This window comes from Arthrobacter antioxidans (assembly GCF_023100725.1).
Classification (GTDB): domain Bacteria; phylum Actinomycetota; class Actinomycetes; order Actinomycetales; family Micrococcaceae; genus Arthrobacter_D; species Arthrobacter_D antioxidans.
Window position 1 is genome coordinate 2,748,049 of record NZ_CP095501.1, and the last position, 25,234, is coordinate 2,773,282.

Annotated in this window: 24 protein-coding genes; 13 read left to right on the forward strand and 11 right to left on the reverse strand. The window is 68.8% G+C overall.

The features are described 5' to 3' along the window. Nucleotides 1-2: 2 nt before the first annotated feature. Together MWM45_RS12590 and MWM45_RS12595 are read right to left on the reverse strand one after the other, a co-directional pair. Nucleotides 3-494: a PTS sugar transporter subunit IIA gene (locus MWM45_RS12590; RefSeq protein ID WP_269076549.1), complete on the reverse strand. Its 492-nt coding sequence runs from the start codon at nt 492-494 to the stop codon at nt 3-5. Nucleotides 495-511: 17 nt separating this feature from the next. Then, nucleotides 512-1,651, reverse strand: coding sequence for a GuaB3 family IMP dehydrogenase-related protein (locus MWM45_RS12595; RefSeq protein ID WP_247826741.1), 1,140 nt, complete (start codon nt 1,649-1,651; stop codon nt 512-514). 122 nt (nt 1,652-1,773) lie between these two features. On the opposite strand from MWM45_RS12595, the gene MWM45_RS12600 reads away from it, so the two are divergent. Further along, a complete protein-coding gene (locus tag MWM45_RS12600; RefSeq protein WP_247826742.1) occupies nt 1,774-2,142 on the forward strand; it encodes a hypothetical protein in 369 nt (122 codons plus the stop codon). A 42-nt stretch (nt 2,143-2,184) separates the two neighbouring features. Here the strand turns inward: MWM45_RS12600 and MWM45_RS12605 are convergent, their stop codons facing one another. The 3 genes from MWM45_RS12605 to MWM45_RS12615 form a co-directional block, all read right to left on the reverse strand. After that, nucleotides 2,185-4,014 (reverse strand): ABC transporter ATP-binding protein, encoded by a 1,830-nt coding sequence (locus MWM45_RS12605; protein WP_247826743.1) that lies wholly within the window; start codon nt 4,012-4,014, stop codon nt 2,185-2,187. Nucleotides 4,015-4,050: 36 nt separating this feature from the next. After that, the gene (guaB, locus tag MWM45_RS12610) at nt 4,051-5,577 is read right to left on the reverse strand and encodes an IMP dehydrogenase (RefSeq protein ID WP_247826744.1); all 1,527 of its coding nucleotides are present in this window, start codon (nt 5,575-5,577) and stop codon (nt 4,051-4,053) included. Nucleotides 5,578-5,709: 132 nt separating this feature from the next. Continuing rightward, nucleotides 5,710-7,776 carry an acyltransferase family protein gene (locus MWM45_RS12615; RefSeq protein ID WP_247826745.1) on the reverse strand — a complete coding sequence of 689 codons (2,067 nt, stop codon included), beginning with the start codon at nt 7,774-7,776 and terminating at the stop codon, nt 5,710-5,712. Between the two features lie 305 nt (nt 7,777-8,081). Between MWM45_RS12615 and MWM45_RS12620 the strand changes: the two genes are divergently transcribed. Further along, nucleotides 8,082-9,716 carry a ribonuclease J gene (locus MWM45_RS12620; protein ID WP_082045971.1) on the forward strand — a complete coding sequence of 545 codons (1,635 nt, stop codon included), beginning with the start codon at nt 8,082-8,084 and terminating at the stop codon, nt 9,714-9,716. 235 nt (nt 9,717-9,951) lie between these two features. Here MWM45_RS12620 and groL read toward each other — a convergent pair whose 3' ends face one another. After that, a complete protein-coding gene (gene groL / locus MWM45_RS12625) occupies nt 9,952-11,565 on the reverse strand; it encodes a chaperonin GroEL (protein ID WP_043440877.1) in 1,614 nt (537 codons plus the stop codon). A gap of 75 nt (nt 11,566-11,640) precedes the next feature. After that, nucleotides 11,641-11,937 (reverse strand): co-chaperone GroES, encoded by a 297-nt coding sequence (groES, locus tag MWM45_RS12630; protein ID WP_043440874.1) that lies wholly within the window; start codon nt 11,935-11,937, stop codon nt 11,641-11,643. 321 nt (nt 11,938-12,258) lie between these two features. Here groES and MWM45_RS12635 point away from each other — a divergent pair, with 321 nt between their 5' ends. The 6 genes from MWM45_RS12635 to MWM45_RS12660 all read left to right on the forward strand — a co-directional run bounded on the left by MWM45_RS12635 (nt 12,259) and on the right by MWM45_RS12660 (nt 18,053). Continuing rightward, nucleotides 12,259-13,203, forward strand: a complete 945-nt coding sequence (locus tag MWM45_RS12635; protein WP_247826746.1) for a siderophore ABC transporter substrate-binding protein — start codon at nt 12,259-12,261, stop codon at nt 13,201-13,203. A gap of 29 nt (nt 13,204-13,232) precedes the next feature. After that, the gene (locus tag MWM45_RS12640) at nt 13,233-14,246 is read left to right on the forward strand and encodes an ABC transporter permease (protein ID WP_247826747.1); all 1,014 of its coding nucleotides are present in this window, start codon (nt 13,233-13,235) and stop codon (nt 14,244-14,246) included. After that, nucleotides 14,236-15,249, forward strand: a complete 1,014-nt coding sequence (locus MWM45_RS12645) for an iron chelate uptake ABC transporter family permease subunit (protein ID WP_247826748.1) — start codon at nt 14,236-14,238, stop codon at nt 15,247-15,249. Before MWM45_RS12640 ends, MWM45_RS12645 begins: the two co-directional genes overlap by 11 nt. Before the next feature lie 13 nt (nt 15,250-15,262). Further along, a complete protein-coding gene (locus MWM45_RS12650) occupies nt 15,263-16,021 on the forward strand; it encodes an iron ABC transporter ATP-binding protein (protein ID WP_247826749.1) in 759 nt (252 codons plus the stop codon). A 9-nt stretch (nt 16,022-16,030) separates the two neighbouring features. Further along, nucleotides 16,031-17,245: a class I SAM-dependent methyltransferase gene (locus MWM45_RS12655; protein WP_247826750.1), complete on the forward strand. Its 1,215-nt coding sequence runs from the start codon at nt 16,031-16,033 to the stop codon at nt 17,243-17,245. A 109-nt stretch (nt 17,246-17,354) separates the two neighbouring features. Continuing rightward, on the forward strand, nt 17,355-18,053 hold the full coding sequence (locus MWM45_RS12660) for an HAD family hydrolase (RefSeq protein WP_247826751.1): 699 nt from the start codon (nt 17,355-17,357) through the stop codon (nt 18,051-18,053). Nucleotides 18,054-18,071: 18 nt separating this feature from the next. Here MWM45_RS12660 and MWM45_RS12665 read toward each other — a convergent pair whose 3' ends face one another. Beyond that, nucleotides 18,072-18,314, reverse strand: a complete 243-nt coding sequence (locus MWM45_RS12665; RefSeq protein ID WP_336296666.1) for a hypothetical protein — start codon at nt 18,312-18,314, stop codon at nt 18,072-18,074. Nucleotides 18,315-18,820: 506 nt separating this feature from the next. Between MWM45_RS12665 and MWM45_RS12670 the strand changes: the two genes are divergently transcribed. After that, nucleotides 18,821-19,096 carry a hypothetical protein gene (locus MWM45_RS12670; RefSeq protein WP_247826752.1) on the forward strand — a complete coding sequence of 92 codons (276 nt, stop codon included), beginning with the start codon at nt 18,821-18,823 and terminating at the stop codon, nt 19,094-19,096. Nucleotides 19,097-19,508: 412 nt separating this feature from the next. On the opposite strand, the gene MWM45_RS12675 is transcribed toward MWM45_RS12670, so the two are convergent. Both MWM45_RS12675 and MWM45_RS12680 read right to left on the reverse strand, forming a co-directional pair. After that, nucleotides 19,509-20,351, reverse strand: a complete 843-nt coding sequence (locus MWM45_RS12675; RefSeq protein WP_247826753.1) for a GIY-YIG nuclease family protein — start codon at nt 20,349-20,351, stop codon at nt 19,509-19,511. Between the two features lie 55 nt (nt 20,352-20,406). Further along, nucleotides 20,407-20,604 carry a hypothetical protein gene (locus MWM45_RS12680; protein ID WP_247826754.1) on the reverse strand — a complete coding sequence of 66 codons (198 nt, stop codon included), beginning with the start codon at nt 20,602-20,604 and terminating at the stop codon, nt 20,407-20,409. Between the two features lie 657 nt (nt 20,605-21,261). Here MWM45_RS12680 and MWM45_RS12685 point away from each other — a divergent pair. The 4 genes from MWM45_RS12685 (at nt 21,262) to MWM45_RS12700 (ending at nt 23,780) form a co-directional block, all read left to right on the forward strand. Beyond that, a complete protein-coding gene (locus MWM45_RS12685; RefSeq protein WP_247826755.1) occupies nt 21,262-21,624 on the forward strand; it encodes a DUF2200 domain-containing protein in 363 nt (120 codons plus the stop codon). Between the two features lie 140 nt (nt 21,625-21,764). Next, a complete protein-coding gene (locus MWM45_RS12690) occupies nt 21,765-22,226 on the forward strand; it encodes a MerR family transcriptional regulator (RefSeq protein ID WP_247826756.1) in 462 nt (153 codons plus the stop codon). A 71-nt stretch (nt 22,227-22,297) separates the two neighbouring features. Next, on the forward strand, nt 22,298-22,711 hold the full coding sequence (locus tag MWM45_RS12695; protein WP_247826757.1) for a (R)-mandelonitrile lyase: 414 nt from the start codon (nt 22,298-22,300) through the stop codon (nt 22,709-22,711). A 22-nt stretch (nt 22,712-22,733) separates the two neighbouring features. Further along, on the forward strand, nt 22,734-23,780 hold the full coding sequence (locus MWM45_RS12700) for an NAD(P)-dependent alcohol dehydrogenase (RefSeq protein ID WP_247826758.1): 1,047 nt from the start codon (nt 22,734-22,736) through the stop codon (nt 23,778-23,780). A gap of 510 nt (nt 23,781-24,290) precedes the next feature. Here MWM45_RS12700 and MWM45_RS12705 read toward each other — a convergent pair. Beyond that, nucleotides 24,291-25,178: an alpha/beta fold hydrolase gene (locus tag MWM45_RS12705; protein WP_247826759.1), complete on the reverse strand. Its 888-nt coding sequence runs from the start codon at nt 25,176-25,178 to the stop codon at nt 24,291-24,293. Between the last annotated feature and the right edge of the window lie 56 nt (nt 25,179-25,234).

A 25,234-nucleotide genomic window follows, 5' to 3' on the forward strand; every position in this document is an offset into this window, starting at 1 on the left:
GGCTAGTGGTCGAAGAAGACCAGCGAGGAGTTGATCAGTTCGGCGATCACCTCGGCGTCGTGCGCGCGGCGCAGCGACTCCCGGAAGTTCTCCTTGAACAGGCTGCGGGCGATCGTCGCGAGGACCTCGAGATGCTCCGAGAAGGACTGTGCGGGCGTGGCCATGAGGAGGACGAGGGTGGCGGGACCGTCCACGGCGCCGAAGTCGAGGCTGTGACCGAAGCGCGTCACGCCGACGGCGATCGAGGTCTGGTTGACGTACTTGCTGCGCGCATGGGGCAGGCCGACGCCGCCGGGCAGGCCCGTGGCCATCTGGTGCTCGCGGGAGTTGACCTGGTCGAGGAAGGCCTGGAGGTCCGAGATCCTGCCCGCCGCGTACAGGCGGCCGGCGAGCTGGGCGGCCGCCTCCTCCTTGGAGGCCGCCTCCATCTCGAGGATCACGAGGTCGGGGGTGGTGAGTTCGGCGTTGTACAGGTCGAGCGGCTTCTCGCTCACGGGGTGCCTTTCGGTGTTCAGTCGACCGAGACGTACGGCGAGAGGACTACTTCCACCCGCTGGAATTCCTTCAGGTCCGAGTACCCGGTGGTGGCCATCGCGCGCCGCAGCGCCCCGATCAGGTTGGACGTGCCGTCCGTGTGGTGGGACGGACCCCACAGCACTTCCTGCAGGGGCCCGACGGTGCCGATGTTGACCCTGTCGCCGCGCGGCAGTTCCGGGTGGTGGGCCTCCTGGCCCCAGTGCCATCCCTTGCCGGGCGCCTCCTCGGCGCGGGCGAGTGCGGAGCCGAGCATGACGGCGTCGGCGCCCATGGCGATGGCCTTGACGATGTCGCCGCTGGCGCCCATGCCGCCGTCGGCGATGACGTGGACGTAGCGACCCCCGGATTCGTCCATGTAGTCGCGGCGTGCGCCGGCGACGTCGGCGATGGCGGAGGCGAGCGGCGAGTGGATGCCGAGCGCGCGGCGGGTCGTCGTCGTCGCGCCCCCACCGAAGCCGACCAGCACGCCGGCCGCGCCGGTGCGCATCAGGTGCAGGGCCGGGGTGTAGCCGGCCGCGCCGCCCACGATCACGGGGACGTCGAGTTCGTAGATGAACTTCTTGAGGTCGAGCGGTTCCTCGTTCTTGGACACGTGCTCGGCGGACACCGTGGTGCCGCGGATCACGAAGATGTCCACGCCGGCCGCGAGGACCGTCTTGTAGAACTGCTGGGTGCGCTGCGGCGTCAGCGACCCGGCGACCGTCACCCCGGCCTCGCGGATCTCGGCGAGGCGGCTCGTGATGAGCTCGGCCTGGATCGGGGCCCCGTAGATCTCCTGCATGCGGCGGGTGGCGGCCGGGCTGAAGTTCTCCGCGCTCAGTCCCGCGATCTCGTCGAGGGCCTGCTGCGGGTCCTCGTAACGGGTCCACAGACCCTCGAGGTTCAGGACGCCGAGGCCGCCGAGCCGGCCCATCGCGATCGCGGTGGCGGGCGACATCGCGGAGTCCATGGGGGCCGCGACGACGGGCATCTCGAACTGGTAGGCGTCGATCTGCCACTGCACCGAGACGTCGAGCGGATCACGGGTGCGGCGGGAGGGCACCACCGCCACGTCGTCCAGCGAATATGCCCTGCGTCCGCGCTTGCCTCGGCCGATCTCGATCTCGTAAGTCACTGCTCTAGGTTAGCCCAGCGCGCACTCCCGGCAGGTGTCGTGTCCCGGAGCGCGGTCGGGCGGGAACGCCCGGGCCCATAGTCTGGAGACCGGACAGAGGACTATCGAGGAAGGACGACGGGATGCCGTTCCGGAGCAAGCAGACCCTGGAGACCTGGATCGACGAGTTCAGGACCACCCGGGAGGGCGGCGCACTCATCTCGGTCGTGGTGCAGGACGGCGCCGGCGGCGCCGACACCGGGCTCGTGATCGTGCCGCTCAGGAACGACACCACCGAGATCTACATGCAGCCCGTTGCCGTGGGCGACCCGCGGTGGTCGGTCTCGTTCGGTGCCCGCAGCGAGGACTCGGAGCTGGCCGCCGCGGAGCTGCACGGCCTCGCCGCGGAGCTCCTGGTCGCGGCGTCCCTGTGCCAGTTCCTGGAGGAGAAGTCGATCGGCCATGAGGAGGAGCGGGACGACCACGAGCGGGCGGAGGACGTCCCCGGGTGAGGTCCGCGGAGCCCACGCCGGGCCGGGGTCCCGGGGAACCGGTCAGGCGTCCGGCAGCTGGCTCTCGAACATCCTGAAGTACCGGCCCCGCAGCGCCACGAGCTCGCGGTGCGTGCCGGACTCCACGACCCGGCCGTCCTCGAGCATGTACACGACGTCGGCCTTCTCGATGGTCGCCAGGCGGTGGCTGATCGCGATGATCGTCCGTGAGCGGTCGGCGAACAGGCGTGTGAAGATGCGGTGCTCGGCGAGCGCGTCGATGGCCGACGTGGGCTCGTCCATGACGATGAACGGCGCGTCCCGGTAGAAGTTGCGGGCCATGGCGAGCCGCTGCCACTGGCCGCCGGACAGGCCGCTGCCCTTGCGCCCGCGGGGGTCCTCCATCCAGTTGCTGACGTAGTTCCCGAACCCGTTCGGCATCTTCCCGATGAACTCCGCGGCCTCGGCGTCGCGCGCGGCCCGGCGCACCCGCCCGTCGTCGCGCGGCCGGTGGACGTCGCCGAAGTAGATGTTGTTCTCCGCCGTCGCGAACTCGTACCGCAGGAAGTCCTGCGACATGACCGCGAGGTGCCGGTGCCAGTCGTCGATGCGGATGTCCCGCAGGTCCCGGCCGTCGAGCAGCACCGTGCCCCTGCTCGGCTGGTACAGGCCTGCGAGGACCCGGATGAGCGTGGACTTCCCTGCCCCGTTCTCGCCCACGATGGCCACGTGGGTCCCCCGCTCGAAGGTCATCGAGATGCCCCTGAGGACCTCCGCCTCGCCGCCGGCGTAGGTGAAGTGGATGTCGCGGAGCTCGACGGCGGACGGCGCGTCCGCCAGGCGTCCCGTCGCGGCCGTGGACAGCGGGAAGTCCATGAACTGCTCGTAGTCCTTGAGGTTCGCGAGGTCCTCGTCGATGGAACTCAGCGAGGACACCAGGCTGTTGGCCGTGCTGAGGGCCCGGCTGACGATCTGCTGCACGTAGAGGAACTGCCCCACCGGCTGGGCCCGCGCGATGATCTGCCCCACGATCCACACGAGGGCGAGCAGCTCGGCGCCGTACTGCAGGGCGTCCGCCAGCAGCTGCTTGGGGATGTACCGCTTCTGGAAGTCCAGGCGCCGTTTCTCGTCGGCGTCCCGCAGGGTGGAGCGCAGGTCCATGAGGTACCGGACGATCCCGTAGAGGCGCATCTCGGCGATGTGCTGCGGCTTCATGAGGTTGGTCTCGATCATGCGCCGCTGCCGCCGGGAGTCCACCTGCGTGTTCCAGTGCGCCATCTGCTCCCGCGCCAGCCGGAACTGCAGGTAGACGCTGGGGATGATGGCCACCAGCACGATCAGGGCGATCCACCAGCTGACCAGGAGCAGCGCCCCGATCGCGAGGAGCACGGAGACCAGCTGCGTGAAGATGGCGGCGATGCGGTCGAGGACGCGCGCGTAGGAGTCGGAGAACCGGCGGGCGCGGTCGTAGAGATCGATCGTCTCCTTGTCGTCGTACCGCCAGAACTCCAGGGCGAGGAACCGCTCGTACATGCGGTCGCCCACGATCGCGCCGACGCGGAAGCTGAGCACCTGCTGGATGTAGCGGTCCACGCTCGTGAACGCCCCCCAGAGCAGCCCGAGGACGGCGGTGACGATCACGTAGACGACGGCGGACCGCCCGGCATCCGGGTCCCCCGCGTAGGCGGCGGCCAGCGCCGTCGTCGTCAGCGCGGCGTAGTAGGTGGTGACCAGCGGCAGGACCGCCGAGATCAGGGAGCCGGCGACCTTCATCGCCACGGCGCCCGGCGACGCCTTCGCGCTGACCACCAGGACCTGCCCGACGGCGCGGGCGTACGGTCCCAGCCGGAGCTTGCGGCGGGCGGCCACCTGGGGCTGCGGCAGACCGCTCACGCGCCCCCTCCCGCCCGGGGGGTCACGCGCGGCGCCCTACTTGGAGCCGTAGTTGGGTGCCTCGACCGTCATCTGGATGTCGTGCGGGTGGGATTCCTTCAGGCCCGCGGCGGTGATGCGCACGAACTTCCCCTTGGCCTTCAGCTCGGGGATGGTGCGGGCGCCGGTGTAGAACATGGTCTGGCGCAGGCCGCCGACCAGCTGGTAGGCCACGGAGGCGAGCGGCCCGCGGTAGGCGACGCGGCCCTCGATGCCCTCGGGGATCAGCTTGTCGTCGCCGGCCACGTCCGCCTGGAAGTAGCGGTCCTTGGAGTAGGAGGTGTTCTTGCCGCGGGTCTGCATGGCGCCGAGCGAGCCCATGCCCCGGTACGTCTTGAACTGCTTGCCGTTGACGAAGATCAGCTCGCCCGGCGCCTCGGCGGAGCCGGCGAGGAGCGAGCCGAGCATCACGGTGTCGGCGCCGGCCACGAGGGCCTTGCCGATGTCACCGGAGTACTGGAGGCCGCCGTCGGCGATCACGGGCACCCCGGCGGGGATGGCGGCCTTCGCCGACTCGTAGATGGCGGTGACCTGCGGGACGCCGACGCCGGCGACCACGCGGGTGGTGCAGATGGAACCCGGGCCCACGCCCACCTTGATGCCGTCGGCGCCGGCGTCGATCAGGGCCTGCGCACCCTCGCGGGTGGCGGCCTGACCGCCGATGATGTCGACGTGCGCCAGGGACGGCTCCGCCTTGAGGCGCGAGATCATCTCGAGGACGCCCGCGCTGTGGCCGTTCGCGGTGTCGACGAACAGGGCGTCCACACCGGCCTCGACCAGGGCCATGGCGCGCTCCCAGCCGTCGCCGAAGAAGCCGATGGCCGCGCCGACGCGGAGCCGGCCGTCGTCGTCCTTGGTGGACAGGGGGTACTGCTCGGCCTTCGTGAAGTCCTTGACGGTGATGAGCCCGCGGAGGATCCCCTCGTCGTCGACGAGCGGGAGCTTCTCGATCTTGTTCTTCGCGAGGAGGTTGATGGCGTCGTCGCCGCTGATCCCCACGGCACCGGTGACGAGGGGCATCCTCGTCATGACGTCGCGGACGAGCGTGCGCGGGAAGTCGCGCTCGAGGACGAAGCGCGTGTCGCGGTTGGTGACGATCCCGAGCAGGCGCCCCGCGTCGTCCACGACGGGCAGGCCGGAGACGCGGTAGTGCCCGCAGAGCTCGTCGAGTTCCTGCAGCGTGGCGTCCGGGCCGATGGTCAGCGGCTTGGTGATCATGCCGGACTCGCTGCGCTTCACGCGGTCCACCTGGTCCGCCTGGTCCTGGATGGACAGGTTGCGGTGGATCACGCCGAGCCCGCCCTGCCGCGCCATGGCGATGGCCATCCGGGCTTCCGTGACGGTGTCCATGGCGGAGGAGAGCAGCGGCGTCTTCACCGTGATGCGCTTGGAGATGCGCGACGACGTGTCGGCCTCGGAGGGGATGACGTCGGTGTGGCCGGGGAGCAGGAGCACGTCGTCGTACGTCAGGCCGATGAATCCGAAGGGGTCGTGGGTCTCGTTCTGGCCTGACTGCTGGGTCACTGCTGCGCCTCTTTCGATGTCGACCGATGGGGTGGGGTCCGGGCTCTGGAGCGGCGGGTGTGGATGCGCCGACGGGCCCTGACAGTCTAGAACGGATCGGGGAGGTGCCCTATTCCGGTGACAGCGCTCACGTCACCAGCCGAGGGCGGCCGTGAAGCGCTCCTCGAAGACCGGGACGGTGGTCTCCACGTACGTCCTGGAGAGATGGTCGCGGTCCATGTACACGCGGACGTTCCCCACCACCCCGGGGCAGGTCGCCCCCGCGCAGACGATATCGGTCAGGTCCACGTGGTCGAGGCCGGGCAGCCGTCCGGCCAGGGGCAGGAGGGGCGACGACGGCGCGAGCACCTCCGACGCCGGGACGTCGCAGGCCGCGGGGTCGGCGGCGTGGCGGGCCGTGCACTCGGCCATGTCCTCCTCGAAGCGCGGCGTGTCGCGGAGCGCGACGACGGGGATGCCGGCGTCCAGGAGCGGCGTGACGCCCGCCTCGAAGCCGGCCGGGACCTCCTCCGCCGGCGAACTCCAGTCCGTCCGCGTCCCGACGGTGAGCACGGCGTCCGGGGCGAGGTCCAGGGCGTAGGCACGGACGGCCTCGTTGAAGGCGTGGCACTCCGGGTCCACGCTCTCGCGTGCATCGACGAACCGGCAGTTGGGCCGGTGCACGGAGACGGCGAGCCAGTCGTTGGTCTCGGCCATGGCACCGAGCGCGGTCATCCACATCTGCGAGTGGGAGTCGCCCAGCACCAGCACGGTCCGCTCCGCCGTCGCCTCGTCCCCCGTCTGGACGCACGAGGACAGCTGCGGGTCGGCGGGCATCAGGGCGTCCGAGCACGGCCCGTCCACGGCGGCCCATTCCGCGCCGAGGCTGCTCGCGAGCGGCGTCACCAGCGCATCCTCCGCGCCCCGGTACTCGAAGTCGGGGTGGAGGGCCTCGGCGCCCGGGTTGTCGGCGCGCGTCTGCTGCTCCACGGCCGTCTCCTGCGCCTGCACCCGGTACTCCCAGCCGGAGAGCGGGACGGCCACGAGGGCGAGGGCCAGCGCGGCCACGAGGCCCGTGCGCCGGCGCTTCGCGGAGGGCCAGGACCACGAGCGCACGGGCTCCTCGACGAAGCGCGTGGTGAGCACGGCCAGCACGAGGGAGGCGCCGATGATGACGGCGCCGTCGAGCAGCCCGGCCTCCTGCCGGCCGGCGACGACGAGCCAGACGACCAGGATCGGCCAGTGCCACAGGTAGAGCGCGTAGGACGCACCGCCGAGCCGCAGGAGCGGCCCCGAGGACAGCCAGCGGTCCACGCCGGCCGGGCTGTCCGTGCGCCCCGCGACGATCACCGCGGCCGCGGCCAGCGTGGGCCAGAGGGCCACGAAGCCCGGGAACTGCTGCTGCACCTGCAGGAGGACACCGCACGCCAGCATCATCACGACGCCGGCCCAGCCGAGGACCACCCGCACGCGCCGCGGGAGCACCACGTACGGCAGGGCGAGCGCCACGAGGGACCCGAGGGCGAATTCCCAGAGCCGGGCGCGCGTGTCGAAATAGGCGGCCGCCTGGTCCGCCCCCGTCTGCCACACCGAGAACGCGAGCGACACCACGAAGAGCGCACCGAACAGGGCCATCAGCACGGGCCGCGGACGCAGGCGCGTGACGGCGACGAGCGCGCCGGCCGCCGCGAAGAGGAGCGGCCACAGCAGGAACACCTGCCCCTGGATGGACAGGGACCAGAAGTGCTGCAGCGGGCTGGCCGCGCTGTGGTCCAGGGCGTAGTAGTCCACGGCGTTGCCCGCCAGCTCCCAGTTCTGCCGGTACGTCAGCGACGCCCACGTCTGGTCGAACACCGCACGCCACCGCGAGCTCGGCACGAAGACGGCCGTCGCGGCGAGGACGGACAGGAGGACCACGACGGCGGCGGGCAGCAGCCGCTTCAGCAGGTTCAGCCAGTACGCCACGAGCGCGAGGGGCTGCTGCGCCTCGAGCCTCCGTGTGAACGTGACCGTCAGCAGGAAGGCGGAGACGAGCAGGAAGACGTCCACACCGCCGGACACCCGGCCCAGCCAGACGTGGTAGACCACCACCATCGCGACGGCGAGGGCGCGCAGCCCCTGCACCTCGGGGCGGAAACGGCGGGCATCGCCGCCGGCGGACGACGTCGCGGACGCCACCGGCGGACCGGCCGGAGCAGCGCTCACCAGGGTGGGGACCACGCTGTTCCTCCTCTGCGGGACGGGCACGGGAAAGGGACGCAAAGCTCCAGATTACTGCCCGGCCGTCGTCGTCCGGCATCGCGGCGGACCCGCCGGCCCCCGCCCGCGCGCCGAACCCCGTACTCTAGGAGGAGTATCTTCCCCGAACGCAGGGGACCACCAGAACGGAATCGCCGGGTCCACCGGCCTCGACGACGCTCGTCTGACGGCCGATCCCCCGCCGCTCCCCACCAACGAGAGAAACCTGATCTGTGAATAAAAGACCTGCCGCACTGAAAGCACCACGGGAACTGGCCAAGGGAGCCATGCGCATCGTCGCTCTCGGAGGTATCGGTGAAATCGGCAGAAACATGACCGTCTTCGAGTTCGAGGGCAAGCTGCTCATCGTGGACTGCGGGGTGCTGTTCCCGGAGGAGCACCAGCCCGGCATCAACGTGATCCTGCCGGACTTCTCCTACATCCGCGACCGCCTCGACGACGTCGTGGCCGTGGTCCTCACGCACGGCCACGAGGACCACATCGGCGGTGTGCCCTACCTGCTCAAGGAACGCGCCGACATCCCCCTGGTGGGATCGCGCCTCACGCTGGCGTTCATCGAGGCCAAGCTCAAGGAACACCGCATCACCCCGAAGACCATCCAGGTCAAGGAGGGCGAGCGGCGCACGATGGGCGGCTTCGACCTCGAGTTCGTCGCCGTGAACCACTCCATCCCGGACAGCCTCGCCGTCGCCATCCGCACCGCGGCCGGCATGGTGCTGCACACCGGCGACTTCAAGATGGACCAGTTCCCGCTGGACAAGCGCATCACCGACCTCGGCTCCTTCGCCCGGCTGGGCGCGGAGGGTGTGGACCTGTTCCTCACCGACTCCACCAACGCGGACGTCCCCGGCTTCACGACGTCGGAGAAGGACCTCGGCCCCGCGATCGACGCCGTGTTCCGCACCGCCCCGCGCCGGATCATCGTCTCCAGCTTCGCGAGCCACATCCACCGCATCCAGCAGATCATCGACACCGCCCACCGCCACCGCCGCAAGGTGGCCTTCGTGGGCCGCTCCATGGTGCGCAACATGACCATCGCGGCGGATCTCGGCTACCTGAACATCCCGCAGGGCCTGCTCGTGGACTTCAAGAAGCTCGAGCGCAGCGACGACCACAAGGTGGTCCTCATCTGCACGGGCTCGCAGGGTGAGCCGATGGCTGCCCTGTCCCGCATGGCCAACAACGACCACGCCATCCGGATCACCGAGGGTGACACGGTGCTGCTGGCCAGCTCGCTCATCCCGGGCAACGAGAACGCGATCTACGGCATCATCAACGCGCTCACCGAGATCGGCGCCAACGTGGTCCACAAGGGCAACGCGAAGGTGCACGTCTCCGGCCACGCCAGCGCCGGCGAGCTCGCCTACTGCTACAACATCGTCAAGCCCCGCAACGTCATGCCGGTGCACGGCGAGTGGCGGCACCTGCGGGCCAACTCGGAGATCGCCGTCGCCACCGGCGTCGATCCCCGCAACGTGGTCCTCGCGCAGGACGGGGTGACCGTGGACCTCGTCCGCGGCCGTGCGACCATCTCGGGCAAGGTCGACGCAGGGCTCGTCTTCGTCGACGGCGACAGCGTGGGCGGCATCACCGAGGAGGACCTCGTGGAGCGCCGCCGCCTGGCCGAGGAGGGCGTCGTCACGATCCTCGCGATCATCGACCCGGACAACGGCAACATGGTCGAGGCACCCGAGTTCTTCACCAAGGGCTTCTCCTGCTCCGACGAGGACCTCGACAAGGCCGGCGCCGCCGTCGAGAAGGCGCTGCGCGATGCCGCCTCGAACCGCCAGGGCGGCCGCCGCCAGGACCCCGAGGACATCATCGAGCGGGCCACGGCCAACTGGATGCGCCGGTTCTACAACCGCCAGCCCGTCGTCAACGCGATCGTCGTCGACGCCTGACCCGAAGCACCACGAGCAGGCCCCGGTACCCGTTGGGTGCCGGGGCCTCGTCGTTGTCCGGCCTGATCCCACGCGCTGCACCCGTCGAGTGGGAATGTTCGGTCATGCCCACGGCGTGGCCGCGGCGGGCGGGCAGGAGCGACGCCGGCCGGCCACCAACCAGCCCGGACGCAGAAGCACCCCGGCTCCGCAGAGCCGGGGTGCTTCAGGACGCAGCGGGCCGGAGCCCCTGTGACTAGTGCGAGTGGCCGTGGCCCTCATCGTCGGATTCCTCGGGCTTCTCGACCACGAGGGTTTCCGTGGTGAGCACCAGGGCCGCGATCGAGGCCGCGTTCTGCAGCGCAGAACGCGTCACCTTGACGGGGTCGATGATGCCGGCCTCGATGAGGTTCTCGTACTCGCCGGTGGCGGCGTTGAAACCGTGGCCCACCTCGAGGTCCGAGACCTTCGCGACGACGACGTAGCCCTCGTGGCCGGCGTTCTCGGCGATCCAGCGCAGCGGCTGGGCGAGCGCGCGGCGGACGAGGCCGACGGCGGTGGCCGCGTCGCCCTCGAGTGCCAGCACGTCCGGATCGGTGTCGAGTGCCTTGCCGGCGTGGACCAGCGCGGACCCGCCGCCGGCCACGATGCCCTCTTCGAGGGCCGCGCGCGTCGAGGACACGGCGTCCTCGATGCGGTGCTTCTTCTCCTTGAGCTCCACCTCGGTGGCCGCGCCGACCTTGATGACGCCGATACCGCCGGCGAGCTTCGCGAGGCGCTCCTGGAGCTTCTCGCGGTCCCAGTCGGAGTCGGTGCGCTCCACCTCGGCGCGGATCTGCGCCACGCGGTCGGCGACGTCGGACTCGCTGCCGGTGCCGTCGACGATCGTGGTGGCGTCCTTGGTGACGGTGATCCGGCGTGCGGAGCCGAGCACCTCGAGGCCCACCTGGTCCAGCTTCAGGCCGAGGTCCGGCGAGACGACCTGCGCACCCGTGAGGGTGGCGATGTCCTGCATCATGGCCTTGCGGCGGTCACCGAAGCCCGGGGCCTTGACGGCGACGACGTTGAGGGTGCCGCGGATCTTGTTGACCACCAGGGTGGAGAGCGCCTCGCCCTCGATGTCCTCGGCGATGATGAACAGCGGCTTGCCGGCCTGCAGGGCCTTCTCGAGCAGCGGCAGGAACTCCGCCAGCGAGGAGATCTTGCCGGAGTTGATGAGGATGAGCGCGTCCTCGAGGACGGCTTCCTGGCGCTCGGCGTCGGTCACGAAGTACGGCGAGAGGTAACCCTTGTCGAACTGCATGCCCTCGGTGAGGACGAGCTCCGTCTGCGTGGTGGAGGACTCCTCGATGGTGATCACACCATCCTTGCCGACCTTGTCGAAGGCCTCTGCGAGGAGATCGCCGACCTCGGTGCTCTGGGCGGAGATGGAGGCGACGTCGGCGGTCTGCTGACCCACGACCTCGCGGGCGTTCTCCAGCAGGCGCTTGGCGACGGCCTGGACCGACACCTCGATGCCGTGCTTGAGCTGGCCCGGAGCGGCGCCGGCGGCGACGTTGCGGAGGCCTTCCTTGACGAGTGCCTGGGCCAGGACCGTGGCGGTGGTGGTTCCGTCACCGGCGACGTCGTTCGTCTTGGTGGCGACCTCCTTGGCGAGCTGGGCGCCGAGGTTCTCGTACGGGTCGTCGAGTTCGACCTCGCGGGCGATCGTGACGCCGTCGTTCGTGATGGTGGGGGCGCCCCACTTCTTGTCGAGCACGACGTTGCGTCCGCGGGGGCCCAGCGTCACCTTGACGGTGTTCGCGAGCTTGTCCACGCCGGCCTCGAGGGCACGGCGGGCGGCGTCGTTGAATTCCAACTGCTTTGCCATTCGTTGGTTCCTTTCAGGCTTGTGCAGCGAGAAAAACCCCGGCCACTTCGGGCCGGGGCTTCTCCAATCGGGGTGTTACTTGACGACGATCGCGAGGACGTCGCGGGCGGAGAGCACGAGGTACTCCTGGCCGCCCTGCTTGATCTCGGTTCCGCCGTACTTCGAGTAGATGACGATGTCGCCCTCGGCGACGTCGACGGGAACGCGGTTGCCGTTGTCATCGACGCGGCCGGGTCCAATGGCCACGACCTCGCCCTCCTGGGGCTTCTCCTTGGCGGTGTCCGGGATGACGAGGCCGGAAGCAGTGGTCTGCTCGGCTTCGAGCGGGCGGACAACGATACGATCCTCAAGCGGCTTGATAGAGACCGACACGGGCTCTCCTTTGCGTTCGATACCAATGGACTGGGGGCCGTCGGGCTGGGCGTGAACCGTCGTCGCGGTGCCGGCGAACGCTTCCCTCGGGATTAGCACCCGCCATGAGCGAGTGCCAACTCCGACTGTATGCAAGGGCTGGCACTCGGTCAAGGTGAGTGCCAATCGATGACCGTGCGCGCGGGCCGGGAGCGACCCGTGACCTAATACGTCACGCTTCGTTTGCGTAATTCCCTACCGGTCGCCTAGATTCGGTCAGGTAAGGCTTTCCTTACCTCGTTGTCCGTGGGCCACCCGGCCCCTTCCCCCCGGAGTCCATCCATGTCACACGTGCGCCTCGCCGTCCTCTCCGCCGCCGCCGCAGCCACCCTCGCCCTGACGGCGTGCGGCGGGTCCTCCGACGCCGCCGGCGAGTCCGCAGCCTCCCCGACCGTCCCGATCGAGCACGCCCAGGGGACCACCGAGGTGCCGGTGGACCCGCAGACGGTCTTCACCTTCGACCTCGGCGCCCTGGACACACTCGACGCGCTCGGCGTCGAGGTGGACGGCGTCCCGCAGGGCACCCTGCCCGCGCAGCTCTCGGCCTACGAGGGAGGGGACATCACCGCCATCGGATCCATGAAGGAACCCGATTTCGAGGCGATCGCCGCGGCTGCCCCCGACCTCATCATCATCTCGGGCCGCGTCGCCGACTCCTACGACGAACTCTCCGCGATCGCCCCCACCATCGACCTGAGCATCGATGCGGCCGACCCAATGGCGAGCTTCGCCGAGCACACGGAGTCCCTCGGCCGGATCTTCGGCGTCGAGGAGGAGGTCGCCGACCGTCTGGCCGCCCTCGACGCGGCGATCGCCGGGACGAAGGACGCCGCCGCCTCCGCAGGGGACGCCCTGGTCCTGATGACCAGCGCGGGCGAGGTCACCGCGTACGGCGCCGGCTCCCGGTTCGGCCTGATCCACGACGTGCTCGGCGTGGAACCCGCCGCCGAGGTGACGCACGAGGGGACCCACGGCGAGGCCGTCTCCTTCGAGTACATCGCGGAGGTCGACCCTGCCCACCTGTTCGTGATCGATCGCGACGCCGCCATCGGCGAGGCCGGAGCGGCCGGCGCGGCGGTCCTCGACAACGACCTCGTGAACGGGACGACTGCTGCGCGGAACGGCGCCATCACCTACCTCGACTCCGCGAGCTGGTACCTGATCGGCTACGGCCTGGACAACCTCGACGCCATGGTCTCGGCCGTCGACGACGCCGTCACGGACTGACCGCCCACCGCACCGCGGCAGGCGCCTCCATGGCAGCACTCGCCCTCCGGCCGCAGCGGCCGGTCCAGCAGCACGGCTCCCGTCGGTCACCCGCCCTGTGGCCGGCCGGCGGGACCGTGCTGCTGCTCGCCGTCGTCAGCCTCTTCGTCGGCGTCTCCGACGTCTCGCCCGCCGATCTGCTGGCCGGTGATGCAGGGGCCTGGCAGACCTTCCTCGTCAGTCGCGTGCCGCGCACGCTGGCGCTCGTCCTGGCCGGCGTCGCCCTCAGCATCGCCGGGTTCATCCTGCAGCTCATGGCCCGGAACCGGTTCGTGGAACCCTCCACGGTGGGGACGGTCGAGTCCGCCACGGCGGGCATCCTCGTGGCCACGCTCGTCCTGCCCGGAGCGCCGATCATGGGGAAGATGCTCGTCGCCGCCGTCTTCGCCATGGCCGGGACCGCCCTCTTCCTGACCGTCCTGCGCCGCATCCCGCTGCGCAACACCCTGATCGTCCCCCTCGTGGGCATCATGCTCGGCGGCGTCATCGCCTCGGTGACCACGTTCGTCGCCTACCGGTTCGATCTCCTGCAGACCCTCAACACCTGGATGATCGGCGACTTCTCGGGGCTCGTCCGCGGCCGCTACGAACTGCTGTGGATCGTCGCCGTCCTCGCCGTGGTCGGCTACCTCTGCGCGGACCGCTTCACGGTCGCCGGGATGGGCGAGGAGTTCACCACGAACCTCGGGCTGGACTACCGGCGCACCATGAACCTCGGCCTGGTGCTCGTGAGCCTCATCAGCGCCGTCGTCGTCGTGGTGGTCGGAGCCGTCCCGTTCCTCGGGCTGATCGTCCCCAACCTCGTGTCCCTGCTGATCGGCGACAACGTGCGCCGCGCCGTGCCCTGGATCGCCGTCGTCGGAGCGGGCTTCGTCCTCGCCTGCGACATCCTCGGGCGCATCATCCGGTTTCCCTACGAGGTGCCGGTGGGCGTCATCGTCTCCGTGGTGGGCAGCATCCTGTTCATCACCCTGCTCGTGAGGAGGAACGCCGGTGCGCGCTAGGACCAGCGCCCTGCCGACCGCCGTCGTGCAGTCCGCGCGGAGACCCGTGCGGTCCATCCCGCCCGCCGCCTGGCTGGTGGTCCTCGGCGTCACCGCTGCCGCCCTCGTCGCAGCGTTCCTCCTGGTGGGCCTCGAGGGCAACCTCGCGTACGTGCTCCCCCGGCGCCTGAACCGCGTCGGCGCGATGGTGCTCGTCGCCGTCGCCGTGGGCGTGTCCACGGTGCTGTTCCAGACCGTCACCGGCAACCGCATCCTCACGCCGTCGATCATGGGACTGGACGCGCTCTACATCCTGATCCAGACGGTGCTGGCGTTCGTGCTCGGCGCCGGGACGCTCCTCACCCTGGGTGCCCCCGTCCGCTTCGCCCTCGAGGTGTCCCTCATGGTCGGCTTCTCCTGGCTGCTGTACCGATGGCTGTTCCTGGGCAGCGGGCGCAGCCTCCACCTGCTGCTGCTCGTCGGCATCGTGTTCGGCGTGTTCTTCCGGGGTGCCTCCTCGCTCCTGCAGCGGCTGATGGATCCGAGCGAGTACATCATCCTGCAGGACCTGTTCTTCGCGAGCTTCAACCGGGTCGACCCGCTGCTCCTGCTGATCTCCGCGGTCGCCGTCGTCGGGCTGTGCGTCCCCGCCTGGCGGCTCCGCCACCGGCTGGACGTCCTCGCCCTCGGCCGCGACGCCGCGGTGGGCCTGGGCGTCGACTACCGGCGCACGGTGACGCTCGTCCTCGTGATCTGCTCGGTGCTCGTCGCCGTCTCCACCGCCCTCGTGGGCCCGGCGACGTTCTTCGGCCTGCTCGTCTCCGCCCTCGCGTACCAGCTCTGCAGCCAGTTCCGGCACGCCGTGGTGCTCCCCGTCGCCGTCCTCCTCGGCGTGATCGCGCTCGTCGGCGGGCAGCTCGTCCTCGAGCAGGTCTTCGCGTTCGACACCGCGCTCAGCATCGTCATCGAGTTCACCGGCGGCATCGTCTTCCTCGTCCTCCTCCTGAAAGGCCGTATCCGATGAAAGGCCGTGCCCGATGATCACGATCGACCATGCCACCAAGCGCTACGGCGCCGCCACGGTGGTCGACGACGTCAGCTGCACCATCCCCCGGGGCGGCGTCACCTCGATCATCGGACCGAACGGCGCGGGCAAGTCCACCCTGCTGTCCATGATGAGCCGGCTCCTCCCCCTCGACGCCGGGTCGGTGGTGGTGGACGGGCTGGACGTCAGCAGGACGGCGGGGCCCGCCCTCGCGCGGACCCTGGCCATCCTGCGCCAGGAGAACCAGCTGACCGTCCGGCTCTCCGTCCGCGACCTCGTGGGCTTCGGCCGCTTCCCGCACAACAACGGCCGCCCCACCGTCGTGGACCGCGAGCACATCGACCGCGCCCTCGATTATCTCGACCTGACGGACCTCGCCCACCGCTTCGTCGACGAGCTCTCCGGCGGGCAGCGCCAGCGGGCGTTCATCGCCATGGTGCTGGCCCAGGACACGGACTACGTCCTGCTCGACGAACCGCTCAACAACCTCGACATGAAGCACTCCGTGGACATGATGCGCTTGCTCCGCCGCCTCGCCGACGACCTCGGGAAGACCGTGGTGCTGGTCATCCACGACATCAACTTCGCCTCCTGCTACTCGGACACGATCCTCGCGATGCGCGACGGCGCCCTCATCCGCCAGGGCGCACCGGAGCAGATCATGACGCCGGCCGTGCTGCGCGAGGTGTACGACGTCGAGATCCAGGTGGAGCAGATCCGCGGCAACAGGATCGGCGTGTACTTCGCCTAGGCTGGCAGCATGGCGTCGGACAACATCGCGGACATCCTGACCACGGAGGGCTGGGAGCTGCTGAACTCCCTCGGCCCCTACACCGAGGCCGACAGCCTGCGCCTCACCGGGCAGCTGCGGAAGGCCGGCTACTCCCCCGAGGTGGTCGCCGCCGCCCTCACGCAGTCACGGCTCCGGGCGAAGGCGTCCGCCAAGTTCGGCCCCTTCGCCGAGCGCATGATCTTCACGAATGCCGGCCTCGAGCAGGCCACGCGCCTGACGGTCGCCGCCCGCCACGCCCAGCGCTTCGTCGACGCCGGACTGGTCAGGATCGCCGACCTCGGCTGCGGGCTGGGCGCGGACAGCATGGCCCTTGCCACCCTCGAGCGCGAGGTGACCGCCGTCGAGCTCGACGAGACGACCGCCGCGGCCGCGACGATGAACCTGCTCCCCTTCCCCAACGCGCGCGTCGTCAACGCGGACGCCTCCACCGTCGACACCACGGCGTTCGACGGCGTCTGGCTCGACCCGGCGCGCAGGACGACGACGACGTCGGGGACGTCCCGCCTCTTCGACCCGGAGGCTTTCTCACCCCCGCTGTCCTTCGTGCAGCGACTCGCGGACGGCGGCATGCCGGTGGGCGTGAAGATGGGCCCGGGCATGCCGCACGCGTCCATCCCGGCGACCTGCGAGGCGCAGTGGGTCTCCGTGGACGGTGATGTCACCGAGGTGGCCCTCTGGTTCAACGCGCTCCGCCGTGAGCGCGTCCGGCGGGCCGCCCTCGTCCTCGGGGCGCAGGGCGCTGCGGAGATGGTGTCGGAGCGGGACTTCGGCGACGGGCCCACACCCGCCGTCGGCGAACCCGCCGGGTATCTCTACGAGCCCGACGGCGCCGTCATCCGCGCCGAGCTCGTGGCGGATCTCGCCGCGCAGCTGGGCGGGCACCTGCTGGATCCGATGATCGCCTACATCTGCGCGCCGACGTTCACCGACACCCCCTTCGCACGCGCCTACCGGGTCCTCGAGGTCCGGCCCTACAACGTCAGGGCGCTGAAGGCCTGGGTCCGCGCCGAGGGGATCGGGGTGCTCGACATCAAGAAGCGCGGCACCTCGGTGACCCCCGAGGAGGTCCGCCGGCAGCTGCTGACCGGATCGGGCAAGGGCCGGAAGAAGGCCACCCTCGTCCTGACGCGCATCGGCGACGACCGCGTGGCGATCGTCGTCGAGCCCGTCGCTGCCGCCTGAGCGCGGGCCACACTTCCCTGCCCCCCGCAACCGGAGATCCGCGACGACCCCGGTATGTCCGGGTTCCTAGACTCGGTCGGGAGGACATCACCCCGGCGGAAGGCAGCACATGGCAGAGAGCACCAGCACAGCGGACACACGGCACGGGGTGCTGTTCGACGTGGACGGTACCCTCGTCGACTCCAACTACCAGCACACCATGGCCTGGTGGCAGGCCTTCCGGCGCTTCGGCCACGACGTGCCACTGGCCGAGATCCACCGCGCCATCGGGATGGGTGGCGACAAGCTCGTGGCGCACCTGCTCGGCGAGGACCGCGACACCGGTCAGGACGCCGACCTCGACGCCACGCACAGCGCCCTCTTCTCGAGCTACTGGCCGGGCCTGCGCGCCTTCGAGGGCGCCGGCGACCTGCTGCGCCGCTGCGCCGACCACGGACTGACCGTGGTCCTCGCCTCCTCCTCCTCGCAGCAGGAGGTGGGCGTCTCCCGCGGGATCATCGGCGCCGACGAGGCCATCAGCGCTGCCACCAGCTCGTCCGACGCCGAGAACAGCAAGCCGTCCCCGGACATCCTGGCGGCAGCGCTCGAGGCTGGCGGGCTCGACGCGGCGAACACCGTGTTCGTCGGCGACTCCATCTGGGACGTCAAGGCCGCGGCCGCACTGGGGATCCCGGCGGTGGGACTCGCTTCGGGCGGCACGAGCGAGGCGGAGCTGCGGGAGGCCGGGGCGGTGGAGGTCTACAAGGACATCAGCGCCCTGCTCGACGCGTTCGAGGACGGACCGCTGCGCCGGCTCGCGGCGTCGTAGCGGGGCGTCTGCGGAAGATCAGGACGTCGGTGAGGGCGTCGGTGAGGGCGTCGGTGAGGGCGTCGGTGAGGGCGTCGGTGCCGGCGGCGCGACGGTGCGCGCCGGTTGGCAGTCGGACGGCGCCGAGCAGGTCGGCTGTCTCGTAGATTTCGCGGCGAGCTGCCGGGTTCTGGCGTCCCTGGTGAACGCGGAGGAGATGACGTCGACGACGCCACCGGGCCGGGTCAGGTCGAGGGACGTGATGATGAGGTGGTTGTGCATCGGGTGGTTGCCCGCGTTGTGCCGCGGGTCGTGCAGCCTGGTTCTGGTAAACGGGACGTTCCCGACGGCGGCGTCACAGTGATGATGAGCTTTGCCGGCATCGATACCGGCCCGTGAATGCACCACAACAGCCTCCAAACTGTCGGTTTCATGAAACGCAGCAGATTACCGCGCCGTCGTGTCCTTGTCCGGCGATCATGTCGCGTCTCACGATCAGCGGTCGGGTCATCGCGAGGAAGCAGGCGGCCAAGCCTTCGAAGCCGTCACGGAAGACATCCGCCCGGCACAGCAGCTGAAGCCATACCGACCACCCCTGGATGACCAAGACAGTAAGGCTGCCCGGAACCACCCGCTCAACAACACAAGGACAGCAGACAGAAATGTCCGGGTCGGGAGCGGCGAAGGAGCGCCCGGGCCTCATCAGGCCGGGGCGGAGCGCAGGACCGCTCAGAGGTTGAAGGCTGGTAGCTTCATAGGCTGAAGCACCTATCAGAAGGACGTCCCTCGTGCCCGTTGACGATCCACTCCCGTTCGCGTTCCGCGCGACGGCGTACTACAGAACCTCGAGGTGGCTCCGCCGCCGAGTGCGCGCATTCCGCTACGACGTCCTATGGAGGGACGGCACCGTCGACCGGGACATCGACCTGGTCAAGGTCATGTATCGAAGGGCTGCAGCGGACTTTCAGGTCACCGAGACCGGCATGATGGAGCACACTCCCGACGTCGGGACCGGGGCGTGGATCGGCAACGCACGTGGCTTCCCGGTCGACGGACCCGCCTAGACTCACCCGGCTCTAGGCCCCGCAGGGCCGGCATGAGTCGGTCAGGAGTTGCGCAGGAACCAGGACCGGCCACGCCGCAGTGCAACACGCAGACGGTCAACGGCGTGCCCTGCAGCCGCATAACCCACGTCGCTGAATGAGCCTGCCCCGCCGCGGTACAGACTGAGCGCCTGGGCGGATGCTTCGCTGAGACCGCGCCGATCCGTGACGTTTACGGTGAGTCGACTTTCCGAGACAGACGCGAACCCGAGGCCCCGCGGAAGTTTCAAATCCGCGACAGCACTAGTCCGCTGTCTCGTAAAACTGTAATTTTTCGAGACATGCTCGGCGGGCGGTTGCCCTGGATGGGAGTTCCACGTGTGGTAGCGCCCCTTCCAGTGCGCAAAGCCAGGACCTGCATTCCCACCGCTATTTAGTTGCGGTTCAAACCGCTCTCGCCGCGGGTCAGCAGGACCCTCTTGTAATGGGATTCGGCGTCGTCAATCTGACGTGCCGGCGCGTTGGGCGAAAAGACCTGCAGGATGCTGAACTGAAAATGCCTCCGATGTGTGAGGTCGATGTTGCCCAGTTCGCGCAGGGCCGCGTTGCCGCCGTGGCCGGTCTTTGCGTACTCGCTCCAGCGGCTGAGGAATCCGTCGGCGCCGTCGGCCTTCCCGACATAGAGCCGACGCGTCGAGGTATCCGCGATGAGGTAGATGCCTCTCACGGAGGCGAGGGCGGCCTGCCACTCCCGATAGCGGGAGTCCACGGTGACTTCTTGCAGTGTTTCGAAGTCGACGATGATGGAGTCGAAGCCTGGAAAAGGAACCTGTGCGCGGTCGGCAATCTCGATGACGGGAACGTTCTCCGCCTGCTCCCCCACCTTCGCCCAGTTCACCGGGTCGGCCGTCCATTCGATGACCAGTCTGTCCTTATGGGCGGAGAAGACATCTGAGGGTGTTAAATCGAAAAACCGCTGAACGTCAGTGCCTTCGGACTCAATTTCACCGTGATTCTCATAAGCCGTGATGAACCGGCCGAGGAGGCCTGTGGTCCCTAGGAAGACCAGCCACATCCGGGGTGGGACCTTGGGTAATTTGCTGTGTCTACGGCCCTGGGTGCGCGTGTAGTCCCGCAAAGATTCTCCCCAAGCCACCGCATTGTCGGCGGAAAGTCCTCGTGCGGTGTGCCGGATCACGACCACATCATCGGGGTCCACGCCGGCCGCGCGCAAAAGGTGTCCAAGATCGAGCTTGCCGGTACTGTCGCTATTCACTTCTTTCTTCTCCCTGTATGTGTAAGGCCGCGCCCGCTCAGCTCACCGCAAGCTCCTAGGCCGCCTCTCCGTGGATGACCGGCGGCCGTGAGGGCAGCATTAGGACCGGGGCGGGACAACGCTCACGCAGGGCTACCTGGATCGGCAGGGGCGGCATCAGCCGGCCCCGCTCGATGAGCTCGAGGGTCCGCCGGGACTGCGGGACGGGCGTCTTCGAGTCTGCGTCGTGGTACTCGCCGGGGTGGGTGATCATGGCTGGCTTCTCTTGCTGGTGATGAATCCGTCCACAGGCTATTCGTTGCCGGTGACACTTCGGCGAGGTGCCGCGGCGGTGAGAATCGTCATCACGGCGGCGATCACCGGCTGGTGGTGAGCCCTCAGGCCGGCTCGGTGACGTCGATGATCATCCGGTTGCGGTCGGCGCCGAAGAATCCGCGGACGAGGCCGCCGATAGGCCGGCCCGATGGTAATTACGGGAGTCATTCGAGGCGCGGAGCTGGATCAGGTGAGCACCGAGGGCGCGACTTATGAAGACGCGAAAGCGCAGATGCTGTCCCGAGTGCCCGAAGAGTTCTCCCTGATTGCGGTTCACACGGATCGGGACTCGTAGGTCCTGACTGTCGGGGGAGGTCGGTATGGTGTGCCGGTGACTCCTGCTCCTCACCCTGGCTGGCACGGCATACCGCCGAGCGGACCGCTACGTGCCTCCGCTGCAGCTCGACCCACCCGATCGGCCGGTGACGGAGCCGGAGAAGGCACCTGCCCTGTGGGTGGAACTGGAATACCCTGACGGCTTGACACACTCAGACGCTCGTACGACGACGCGGATCGCTTGCACGATCCGCGTCGTCAAGGCCGCACTAAGCGAAGATGCCGAACCGAATTCGCCATCCAACGGTAAGATTCCGGCATGAAGACGGACGAGAAGACCCTGACCCGGGTCTACCGCATGCCGTTCTCTGCGGTATATCCCCACTACGTCACCAAAGTGGAAAGAAAGGGCCGCACGAAAGCCGAGCTGCACCATGTCATCACGTGGCTGACCGGCTTCACTGACGCCGACCTCGAGCGTCATTTAGCGCAGGAAACCTCGTTCGAGACATTTTTCGTCGACGCACATCTGAACCCCAACGCCCCACTGATTACCGGCGTCGTGTGTGGAGTGCGGGTCGAAGACATCGAAGACCCTGTGATGCAGAAAGTCCGCTATCTCGACAAGCTGGTCGATGAACTGGCCCGAGGCAAGACCATCGAGAAGATCTTGCGATCCTGACCCCTGCGTTTTCGCTCGCCCGCTGAAAGATCCTTTCGTGAGACCGACAGTGCTGGGGCGGACCGTCGGCGTCTCACCAACTTGGGTCGTTGCCGAGGGCGGCTTGTCTTCAAGTACTTGAAGTTCCTATCGTTGATGGAGTGAGCGCACCGACCATCCGAAGGACCTACACGATCAAGGAAGCGGCAGCTCTGACGGGTCTGCCAGCCAGCACGCTGCGCTATTACGAATCGATCGGCGTGATCACTCCGATCTCCCGCGGCGCGAGCAGCAAGCACCGGGTTTACACGCCGGAGGATCTGGATCTGTTGACCTGGGTCTCCTGCCTGAGCGCGACGGGCATGTCGGTGAGTGACATGCGTCGCTACATCGGGAACGGGGCGCTTGGGGCTGACGCTGCCCTGGAGCAGATCAAGCTGTTGAAGGCCCAGCAGGAACAGCTAGCCGTCGAAGCGAAATCCATCGCCCTGCGGAAACGGTACGTCGCACTGAAGATCGACTATTGGCAGGCCGTCCAGGCCGGAGATGAGTCCAGGGCTGCCCAGCTGTCGGACGAAGCACGCTCCCTGGCCGACGACCTCAAGAAGACCAAGACGCGGTAGAAGACACGCGCCCCTCCCAGCGGACAGGACGGTCCGCTGGGAGGGGCGCCCTCACGACGGAAGGCACCGAGATGAAATACACCCAGAGCGGCGGCCAGAGCACGGTCCGACCGGAGGATTGGTTCACGGGCACGGTCCACAGCGACGGCATCCGCAACCCCGACGAGCAGTCGGCGGTCGGCTGCGCCCACGTGCGGTTCAGTCCGGGCGCCCGCACCGCCTGGCACACCCACCCCAAGGGCCAGACCCTCCATGTCACCGACGGCATCGGCTACGTCGCCCGCCGCGGCGGGGCGGTACAGGAGATACGCCCGGGCGACGTCGTCTACATCGAACCCCACGAGGAGCACTGGCACGGCGCCACCGCCGACCGCTTCATGGCCCACATCGCCATTCAGGAAGCGGACGGCCAGGGCCAGGTCGTGACGTGGGGCGAGCACATCACCGACCAGGACTACGGCCAGCCGGCCGGAACCAGCAACTGAAAGCCCCAAAAGGAGAAAACGCATGACCACCACAGTTCACGCTTACGCCTCACCCTCCGCCGACGGGGACCTCGCCCCCACCACCATCGAACGCCGCGAGGTCGGCCCCCACGATGTCCTGATCGAGATCAAGTACGCCGGCATCTGCCACTCCGACATCCACACCGTGCAAGGTGACTGGGGTCCGCAGCCCTACCCCCTGGTACCCGGACATGAGATCGCCGGCATCGTCGCTGAAGTCGGCTCCGAGGTGACCCGGCACACCGTCGGCGACCGCGTCGGCGTCGGCTGCATGGTCAACTCCTGCGGGAAGTGCAAGAACTGCACCGCAGGCGACGAGCAGTACTGCGTCAACGGGATGGTCGGCACCTACGGTGCCACCGACCGTGACGGGACCATCACTCAGGGCGGCTACTCCACCCACGTCGTCGTCACCGAGGACTTCGTCCTGAGGATCCCCGAGGGCATCGAGCTCGACGCCGCCGCCCCCCTGCTCTGCGCCGGCATCACTACCTACTCACCCCTGCACCGCTGGGGCGCCGGGCCTGGCAAGAAGGTCGCCGTGATCGGCCTCGGCGGCCTCGGCCACATGGCCGTCAAGATCGCACACGCCATGGGCGCCGAAGTGACCGTCCTCTCACAATCCCTCAAGAAGCAGGAAGACGGCCTCCGCTTGGGCGCGGACCACTACTACGCCACCAGCGACGAAACCACGTTCACCGACCTGGCCCGCTCCTTCGATCTCATCATCAACACGGTCAGCGCCCGGATCGACATCAGCGCCTTCCTTGAACTCCTGACGGTCGACGGCGCTCTGGTCAACGTCGGCGCGCCCGCCGAGCCACTACCGGTGAACGCGATGGCGCTCATCGGCGGACGCCGCTCCTTCGCAGGCTCCATGATCGGCGGCATCGCCGAAACACAGGAAATGCTCGACTTCTGCGCCCAGAATGGCATCGGTGCTGAGATCGAGGTCATCCCTGCCGAGAAGATCAACGACGCCTACGAGCGGGTCCTCTCCTCGGACGTCCGCTACCGCTTCGTCATCGACGCCGCCACCTTCGCCTAGGCGACACAACCCGGGACATGTCAAGACCCCTACCAACGCGACCCACCCTGGATTGGAACGTGGTGGTAGGGGTGCCCCGGCCCTGCAGGCCGACAGCACCGCCGTCCCGCTTCCAGGCAACTAGGCCGCCGCCACCTTCACCAACAAGCACCACCCCGCGTGAAGAAAGCACCGTGGAACTCAACGACCTCACAAGACTCACACCCACCGAGCGGCTGCACGATAAGGCAGCGTTGCATGAGGTCTAGACCCGCAAACGCTTGCGTCGCAAAAGCCTCGATCGGACCCTAAAACAACGCGATTCGAGCCGTCCTGCGCTGTGGCGTTTGGGTGTACCTGGTGCAACACCTGTGGCAGCGAAGTGACGCCTGAAAGGGGGGAGCAACGGGGCGTTGTGCGAGACGATTCACGAACCTGCTCCGCGCGTAGTCCCTGAACAGGCGGGCTCCCCTCGCGGGTGGGGGGGGGCGGCTGGGGCACGGCGCAGGCGGGCGGCCACGGGGATCTCGTTCAGGCGGCGCGTTCGAACCAGTCGAGCGAGAGGCCAGCGACCGCATCGGGGGCGTCGTCGGTGATGAAGTGAGCCGCGTCGTCGACGTAGGCGAACTCGACGCGGTCGGCGTATCGCTCGGGGTCACGGCAGATACGCCCCATAAGCTCCTCGGTGGTGGGGTGGTCGCGGCGGCCGAACACGACGAGGGTCGGCGCCGTGAGCCGCCGGCGTTGGTAGACGCCGCGCATCATGCGCGCGGCCTCGGGCAGGACCATGCGGCGCAGGAGCGGACGCACCGCGGCGTCGATGTCCGGTCGGCGCATCGGGGCGAGGTGGGTATCGATGACTGCCTCCGACATCGGGCAGGCGGCGTACCTCGCGGAGAAGGTCCAGCGCAGCGAGGCGCCCGGGCGGTGCCAGACGAGCGGGGGCAGGTGATAGAAGGCCGGAAGGAGCTTAGGACTGAAGTCGAAGAAGCCCGGCCACACGGACAGCTGCACCGCCGTCCGGACCCGCTCGGGGTGGTCGTAGGTGAGCTGCATCGCGGTGAGGACGCTCATGTCGTGGGAGACGAGGTGGGCATGCTCGACGTCGAGGGCGTCATAGAGGGCGAGCAGGTCGCGGAGCCTGGTCTCACGGTCGATGCGCGGGTCGTCGGCCTCCGTCCAGCCGGCCCCACGCAGGTCGGGGCAGAGCACGCGGTAGCCGCGGGCGGCGATGACCGGCGCGATGGCGTGCCATTGCCACCAGTGCTCCGGGAAGCCGTGCAGCAGCAGGACCGGCTCCCCCGCGCCGATGGCGGCGACGTGGGTCCGCAGACCGGGCGTCTCCACCACGAGATGCTCGAAGCCTGGGGCCTTGGGCATCGGCGGTGACCAGGTCGGTGTGGACGTGGGCGTGGGCATGACGACCTCCTTCGGGTGGGCGGAGATACTATGTTTATCGGAATCTCGAATGGGGA